The 1,587-nt window shown below is 59.9% G+C and carries 1 protein-coding gene; it reads right to left on the reverse strand.

All coding sequences use genetic code 11. The features are described 5' to 3' along the window. Nucleotides 1-179: 179 nt before the first annotated feature. Nucleotides 180-1,352, reverse strand: a complete 1,173-nt coding sequence (locus ACFE70_RS18210) for an epoxide hydrolase family protein (RefSeq protein ID WP_375419212.1) — start codon at nucleotides 1,350-1,352, stop codon at nucleotides 180-182. Between the last annotated feature and the right edge of the window lie 235 nt (nucleotides 1,353-1,587).

Consider the following 1,587-nt stretch of genomic DNA (forward strand, 5'->3'; position numbering starts at 1 on the left):
GGGCTGGAGGAGTGGCACAAGTCTGGCATCGAATTGTTCGATTTGCAGGTCTTTTTTTCTGTTTTCTACGGGTAAGCACTGGCGGCATTGCATTTGCGCGCATCGCGGCAAACCAGTTAATTCATAGCCCGCTCTAATGCGTAGTGGAAACGCCGCACAACGTCTCTTGCCACGCTAGTTTAGCGCGGACGCAGCGGGCGCACGAACAAGCGAATATCTTCGGTTATCAACTTGGGTTCCTCGGCAGGCGCAAAATGTCCCCCGCTGGGGAATACGGTCCACTGGCGCAGGTCGCTATGCGCGGCGAAGACCGAGCGGGGCCGGTGCATCAGGTCTTTGGGCATCACGGCCACGGCCGTTGGCACGCTGATTTCGGGCTTGATGTTGTTGACCAGCGCCGGGGGCTCGGGAAAGCCCGACGCCCGGCAAAATAACTCCGACCCGATAAAGCTGTTTGTGAACCAATAGAGCGAGAAGTGCGTGAGCAGCGTGTCCTTGTCGAACTTAGTTTCCACGTCCCCGTGGCAATCGCTCCAGGCGCGGCGGCGAACGAGCATCCATGCCGCCTGCCCCACGGGACTGTCGTGCATGGCCCAAGCGAGGGTCTGGGGGTCAGCGGCATTGACCAGTAGGTGAATGGAAGCCGTTTGGCCCCGCGCCTGGTCTCCTTCAGCCATGGCGCGTTCCTGCGGGGTGAACTCGGCCGGGACGCCGGCGTCGTAGGGCACGCCCGGTAGGACGGGGAAGCTCAAATGGACGCCGATAATCGAGTCCGGGTGCGCATGCCCAAGCCGTGCGCTAACGAACGCGCCCGCGTCGCCGCCTTGCGTGACGAACCGGTCATAGCCCAATTCCTGCATCAGCTTGACCCACAAGGCCGCCGTTTCGACGTAGCCGACCCCGGTCCGGGACAGCGGCCCCGAGAAAGCGAAGCCCGGCAGCGACGGCACAACAACGTCGAAGGCGTCGGCGGGCTCGCCACCGTAGGCCGCCGGGTCGGCCAGCGGCATAATCACGTCCTTGAGGTCCCAGAACGTCCAGGGCCAGCCATGGTTCAAAATGATGGGAACGGGGTTGGTTCCCTTGCCGCGCACATGAATGAAATGGATGGGCACGCCGTCGATTTCCGTGCGGAACTGCGGGAAGCGGTTAATCTGCGCTTCCTGCGCGCGCCAGTCGAACCCGTCCTGCCAGTAGGCCATCAACTCGCGCAGGTAAGCACCATTGACGCCGTAAGCCCAGTCGTCGTTGTCCAGTTCGGGTGCCCAGCACGTGTTGGCCAGGCGCAGGCGAAGCGCGTCGATTTCGTCTTGCGGCACGTCGATTCTGAATGGTTCAATTTTCATCGTCATCGTAATTGGTTAAAAATTCAGTGGTCGGTTGGATGGGGGCCGGCATTGGGTGCGCCTGAATGGCCCCTTTTTGCTGGCGTAAGTACCTATGCTATTTCGTGCTATGTTGAGGTGCAGCCAAAAGATATGCACGACTTAACAATTTTGTTGAATCTGGCAAATTGGAGAAGTGTTCGCATCGCCAGGACGGAGATTTAGGGAAGAGCCTCGAAGGACGCAGACCGTTATTCTTGGT

Source organism: uncultured Hymenobacter sp. (assembly GCF_964243305.1).
In the GTDB taxonomy this organism is placed as follows: domain Bacteria; phylum Bacteroidota; class Bacteroidia; order Cytophagales; family Hymenobacteraceae; genus Hymenobacter.